The sequence below is a fragment of the Terriglobales bacterium genome (assembly GCA_035937135.1).
Taxonomy (GTDB): Bacteria; Acidobacteriota; Terriglobia; order Terriglobales; family Acidobacteriaceae; genus DASYVL01.
The window spans coordinates 1-6,157 of the sequence record DASYVL010000046.1 but is presented as its reverse complement, the minus strand read 5'-3'; the positions used below and the strand labels follow the sequence as shown (position 1 = coordinate 6,157).

Sequence of the window (6,157 nt, the reverse complement as noted above, 5' to 3'; positions counted from 1 at the left end):
GATGGAGTGCGAGATCGAGAAGATCGGGGTGCTGAGGAATCCCGTGATCTCGTGGGAGCAGGCGTACGGCAAGCCGCCTGGCAATGCAAAAAGCAAAATCACAAAGACAAAAGAAAACGCATAGATCCTTCGCTCGCCGGTGCGAGCTCAGGATGACAACACTGAAGATGAGAAAAGGGTCACAAAACGGCATCTGGGTGAGTGCGCTGAACGCGCGCGGGCGGCTGCGGCGCTCGAAGCCGGTGCGCTTCTACGACACCACACTGCGCGACGGCGAGCAGACGGTCGGCGTCGTGCTCAGCCCGGAGCAGAAGCTGGAGATCGCGCACAAGCTCGACGAACTGGGCGTGGGCCGGATCGAAGCCGGCTTCCCCCGGGTCTCGGCCGACGACGCCGAGGCTTTGCGCCGCATCGCTAAGGCAGGATTGAAGGCCGAGGTCTGGGGCTTCGCGCGGGCGGTCAAAGCGGACGTCGAAGAGCTGACGCGGCTGGGCGTGAGCGCGGCGGTGATCGAGGCCCCCACCAGCGACCTGAAGGTCAAAGCCTACGGCGTCTCCAAGGACGAACTGCTGCGGCGGGTGAGCGATGCGGTCGCGTTCGCGAAGAAGAACGGCATCAAGGTGGCGTTCTTCGCGGTAGACGGGACGCGCAGCGACTTGAGGTATCTGAAGAAGGTCTACCGGGCGGCGCTCGATGCGGGCGCGGACGAGATCGTGGTGGTGGACACCATCGGGGCCTGCGGGCCGGAGGCGGTCGAGTTCCTGGTGGGCGAGGTGCGCGGGTGGGTGGGGCCGCGCGTGCCACTGCACTTCCACGGGCACAACGATTTCGGCATGGCCACGGCCTGCGCGGTGGCGGCGGTGCGCGCCGGGGCAACCTGGATCCAGGGGACCATCAACGGCATGGGCGAGCGCGCCGGAAATGCCGATATCGGGGAGATCGCCGTCGCGCTCAAGTGTTTGTACGGCGTCCCGGTGGAGATGAAGCTGGAGAAGATCCGCAAGGTCAGCGAGGTGGTGCGCCGGGCCGCGGGATATACCGTCGAAGCGTGGAAGCCGGTGGTGGGCGAGAACCTGTTCATGCGCGAGTCGGGCGCGGTCGCCAGCCAGTTCCACATGCCCGAGGCCATCGAGCCCTTCTCGGCCGAGCTGGTGGGCGCGCGCCGCAGCATCGTCCTGGGAAAGAAAAGCGGCCTGGATAGCGTGTCGCTCAAGGCCAAGGAGTTAGGGTTGACGGTCCCGGAGGAGAAGCGCGCGGCGGTGCTGGCGGCGGTGAAGAAGCGCGGCATCGAGAAGCGCGGGCTGGTGGGCGACGAGGAATTTCGGGGAATCGTGAAGACAGTAGTGAGTGGATAGTGGTTGGTGGTTAGTCCTTTGATCGCCCCTTCGGGGCGATGCACAGCCGGGGACGGCTGTGCCACACGGTCCCGCTGGCTTCGTTGACTTGCCGGCTGGACGCAACCTAACATTCGAAGCGAACGGGACTGGGGGCCTGAGGTTGTGACAGGCCAGACGATCTCCCACTATCGGGTCCTGGAAAAGCTGGGCGGCGGCGGCATGGGTGTGGTGTACGAGGCCGAAGACATTCGGCTGGGCCGCCGGGTCGCACTCAAATTCCTCCCTGAAGATCTGGCCGCGGACGCCACGGCGCTGGAGCGCTTCCGCCGGGAGGCGCGCGCCGCCTCGCAGCTCAATCATCCCAACATCTGCACCATCCACGCCATCGAAGAACACAACGGACGTCCCTTCCTGGTGATGGAGAAGCTGGAAGGCGAGACCCTGAAGCACCGCCTGAACGGCCAGCCGCTGCCGGCGGAGGACGTGCTCGACATCGGGGCGCAGGTGGCGGACGGGCTGGAGGCGGCGCACGCGAAAGGCATCGTCCACCGCGACATCAAGACTGCGAACATCTGGCTGACGCCGCGCGGGCAGGCCAAGATCCTGGACTTTGGCCTCGCCAAACTGGCGCCACAGATCCCGGCGATGAAGGAGGGCGACGAGACGCCGTCGGGTTCCGAGGAAGAGCCGCTGACCGCCATGGGGACCATCCCGGGGACGGCGGTGTACATGTCTCCGGAGCAGGCGCGGGGCGAGGAACTGGACCCGCGCAGCGACCTGTTCTCGCTCGGCTCCGTGCTCTACGAGATGGCCACGGGGCGGCGTCCGTTCCGCGGCAACAACGTGGTCACCACGCTCTACGCCATCCTGCACGACAAGCCGCTCTCGCCGCTGAGCCTGAATCCATCGCTGCCGCCCGGCCTCGAGCCCATCCTGGGCAAGGCGCTGGAGAAGAGGCTCGACCGGCGCTACCAGAGCGCCTCAGACCTGCGCGCCGACCTGGCCATCCTCAAGCGAGAATCGGACACCAGGACCAAGAACCGGATCCTGCTGGGCGGCGGCCCGGTTCCGGTGGCCGGCTCCACCCGGACCTTCCAGCTCCCCCTGTGGCGGCGGCTCTACGTGCAACTGCTGGCTGTTGTTGTCCTGGCCCTGCTGATGACGGCGGGCGTGGCGCTCTGGCAGAAGCGGCAGCGGGCGGCGGCGCCGGCGCCCAGCAACACCATCGCGGTGCTGCCCTTCCAGAACATCTCGGCGGATGTGGAGACCGACTTCCTGCGCTTCGCGCTGGCGGATGAGATCGCGCGCATGCTCAGCTACACGCGCTCGCTCGAGGTGCGACCGACGACCGCGACGCAGAAGTACTCCGGAGCGGCGCCCGACCTGCAGAAGGCGGGCCGGGAGCTGCGCGTGGCCACGCTGCTGACCGGACATTTCATGCGCGAGGGCGAGCAGTTGCACATCACCTGGGAGGCGGTGGAGGTCCAGAGCAACCGGCTGCTGTGGCAAGGCAGTTTGACCGTGCCTATCCGCGATCCGGTGCGGATGGAAGAAGCGCTGGCGACCCAGGTTCGGAAGGAGCTACTGCCGGCGCTGGGCGGCGTTGCGGGCGCCATCGAAGGCGAGACGCGTCCCCGGAACCCGGAGGCTTACGAACTGTTCCTGCGGGCGGCGGCCATGCCCCGCGATCCCGCGCCCAACCGCGACGCCATCGCCGTGCTGGAGCGCGTGACGCTACTGGATCCGGGCTACGCCCCGGCGTGGGAGGCGCTGGGAATGCGCTACTACTATGAAGGCTCCTACGGCGGCGGGGGAGCGCAGGCGATGGGGAAATCGGAGGCGGCGCTGGAGCGAGCGCTGAAACTCGATCCCAGCCTGATGACCGCGGGGGCGCGGCTGACCCGCAATCACGTGGAAAAGGGAGACCTGAAGCAAGCCTACCAGGACGCGCAGGAACTGGTGCGGCGCCGGCCGGAGAGTCCGCAGGCCCACTTCACACTGGCCTACGTGCTGCGCTACGCGGGGCTGGCGCGGGAGGCGACGCGCGAGTGCAACGAGGCGCTGCGCCTGGATCCCGGCAGCTCCACCCTGCGCTCCTGTGCCTTTGCCTTCTTCGAGTCCGGGGACGCGGAGCGCGCCCTGGAATTCGCACAGCTGGACGCGGGCTCGGAGTGGTCGCGCAGCGTGACCCCGTCCATCCTGCTGCGGCAGGGGAAAGTCGAGGAAGCCAGACGCGGGCTTTCTGAGATGAAAGCGGGCTCGCCCTGGTACCCGGAAATCCTGGGAGCGTGCCTGGGGCCGCAGCCGACAGTCGCGCTGGAGGCCGCGGTCAAGACGGCCGAGCCGGCGCTGCTGGCCGAAGCCGATCCCGAATGGAAGTATTACCAAGGCTCCATCCTCGCCTACTGCGGGCAGCAGGACTTGGCCGTACGGCTGCTCCAGGGCGCGGTAGCGCAGAACTATTGCGCGCGCGAGGCGCTGGACGCCGATCCGTTGCTGAACAAGCTTCGCGAGAATCCACGCTTCGCCGAGGTGAAACAGGCGTCGCAGGCGTGCGTGGGAAGTTTCCAGGAGATGCGCGGCGGGAAGTGAGCCGGGGATTGGCCGTCCCACTCTTCGCCGCTATACCCATACCACGCAAAGGAGGAACTGTGAGCGATTTGGCAAGATCGAAATATCTCCGTGTTGCCCTGGTGCTGTCCGGCCTGATCTTCGTGTTCGGCATCTATCCGCTCATGCAGATGTGGCCCGCAGGATGGCGCTGGAATCCCAACCAGCCCGAGTATGAGCAGATGATCCTGGGAATCTATGCGACGCTGGGAGTCTTCCTGCTGCTCGCGTCGCGCGATCCCTTGAAGCACCTCAGCCTGATCTGGTTCACGGTATGGTCGAGCTTGGTGCATGCCGGCATCATGGCGGGGCAGTCCTTCCATTATCCCGGGGAGCGCGGACATCTGTATGGAGACGTGCCTGCCTTGTTGATCGTCGCGGTTGCGCTGGCGGCTCTGGTGCCCAGGAAAGGCGCCGGTTAGGAGTCGATGCGGTCGGAGCTTCCCGCCCTACTTCGATTCGAGCTTGGCCGTGATAAGGCCCACCTTGTCGGCGCCGGCAGAGCGCGCGATTCCAATGACCTGGGCGACGTACTCATAATCGACTTGAGTCTGCTTTCACGAAGAGCACCCGTTCGGCGCGGATCTTCAGAACGTCGTGCAGGCGTCCGCGCAGGCCTGCCCAGGAGACGTCCTCACCATTGATTTTCAGTTCCGGCCGGCTGCCCGGGCCCTCGAGCAGTTGCACGACCACCGTCCGCTCCGGCGTCACGGGTTGCGGCGCCTCCGAGGGATGCGGGATCAGTGCTTCCTCTCCTGTCTGCTTGGGTGTGGGCAGCACCATGAAGATGATGATCAGCACCAGCAGCACATCGATCAGCGGCGTGACGTTCATCGAGGCCGACGGACCGGCCTTCCCTCCGATGGCCATTGCCATGATGTCTCCTCCCTGGAGGCTTAGACACTTTGGCCGCTGAACGGGTTCCAAGCAGGCAGGGAAGTGACTGAGGTTGCAGCGGGGCTTTGAAGTGTGCCTAGCGGCGGAAGTGCGGCAGCACGGCTTCGCCGAAGAGCTTGGCTTGCTGCTCGCGGTCGTGGCCCCATATCTCCAGCATGATGTGGGTGCAGCCGGCGGCGCGGTAGTCTTCGATCCGCTTAATACATTCCTCGGGCGTGCCGGCGATGGGGCAGGCTTTCTCGAGCACCTCATCGGTGACCGCCTGGGCCGCGGCCTTGCGCCCGCCACGCTCCATGGCGTCGGCGATGGGCTGCAGCTCTTCAAACGTCAGCCCGGCGCACTGCAGCAGCACGTCGGCTGAGCCTTTGATGTTTTGGACCTTATTTGCCAAGTACATAGCGGCCATCTCCCGTGCCCCTTCCTTGCCCTTCCGGGAGTCTCGGGCGATTGAACCCACGATCACCGACCCCAGTTCGAGGCCCCCCGGGTCCCGCCCGGCCTTGCGGGCCCCCTCCTCCATATTCTTGCGGGAATAGCGGACGAACTCGGGGGTGGTGATGGAGGCGGTCAGCAGGCCGTCGGAGTGCGAGCCGGCGAGCTTTTGCATCACCGGCCCGGTGCCGGCCACGTACATGGGCACGCGGGCGCGCGAAATGTGCGCCTCCGGCTTGAGCGCGGGAGCGTGCGCGGCGAAAGCGCGGCCTTCGTAGTTGACCTCTTCGCCGGCAAGCATAGCCTTGATGATGTCCAGGCTCTCGCGCAGGACCACGGCCGGGCCCACTTCCTTTCCCTTCTCGCCCTCGCCAATCTCCTTCATGAAGATCTTCGAGGCGCCCAGGCCGAGCAGGAAGCGGCCGTCGCCGGCCAGGTCCTGCATCACGCGCGCTTCCATGGCGATCTCGACGGGATGGCGGGTGTAGGGCGAGATGATGCCCCAGCCCACCGCGATGCGTTTGGTCTCGCGCGCGATGATGGCAGTGATCGCGGTCGAGGAGCGCGCCTCATAGGAATGCTTGCGCCACCAGGGATAGGCTTCGGCGAGCCAGAAGGCGTCAAAGCCGGCGGCGTCACAGGCGCGCGCCATGCGCACAGTTTCTTCCGCCGGCTCCATGCTGAGCTGGAGGACGCCGATTTTAAAAGGGACGGTCATTTCTACTTCCCGGTTCCTTTTTCAACATTCCGAGCGCAGCGAGGAATCCCTACCCCTGAACGGATTCTCCAGTAGGGCTCCCTCGCTTCGCTCGGGATGTAAAGCAAAGCACTCACGGTTTCTTCCACGAATCCTCCAAACCTTTCACCAGCGCCCACACGGC

Annotated in this window: 5 protein-coding genes; 3 read left to right on the top strand and 2 right to left on the bottom strand. The window is 65.9% G+C overall.

All coding sequences use genetic code 11. From position 1 onward, the window contains the following. The first annotated feature begins 167 nt into the window (after nt 1–167). The 3 genes from VGQ94_02725 (at nt 168) to VGQ94_02715 (ending at nt 4,369) form a co-directional block, all read left to right on the top strand. Nucleotides 168–1,355, top strand: coding sequence for a hypothetical protein (locus VGQ94_02725; GenBank protein HEV2021419.1), 1,188 nt, complete (start codon nt 168–170; stop codon nt 1,353–1,355). 144 nt (nt 1,356–1,499) lie between these two features. Continuing rightward, nucleotides 1,500–3,929 carry a protein kinase gene (locus VGQ94_02720; protein HEV2021418.1) on the top strand — a complete coding sequence of 810 codons (2,430 nt, stop codon included), beginning with the start codon at nt 1,500–1,502 and terminating at the stop codon, nt 3,927–3,929. 59 nt (nt 3,930–3,988) lie between these two features. Next, nucleotides 3,989–4,369, top strand: coding sequence for a DUF6632 domain-containing protein (locus VGQ94_02715; protein ID HEV2021417.1), 381 nt, complete (start codon nt 3,989–3,991; stop codon nt 4,367–4,369). 112 nt (nt 4,370–4,481) lie between these two features. Here VGQ94_02715 and VGQ94_02710 read toward each other — a convergent pair whose 3' ends face one another. Next, entirely contained in the window at nt 4,482–4,823 is a 342-nt protein-coding gene (locus VGQ94_02710) for a biopolymer transporter ExbD (protein HEV2021416.1), read from the bottom strand. A gap of 97 nt (nt 4,824–4,920) precedes the next feature. Beyond that, nucleotides 4,921–5,994 (bottom strand): LLM class flavin-dependent oxidoreductase, encoded by a 1,074-nt coding sequence (locus VGQ94_02705; protein HEV2021415.1) that lies wholly within the window; start codon nt 5,992–5,994, stop codon nt 4,921–4,923. Nucleotides 5,995–6,157 lie beyond the last annotated feature (163 nt).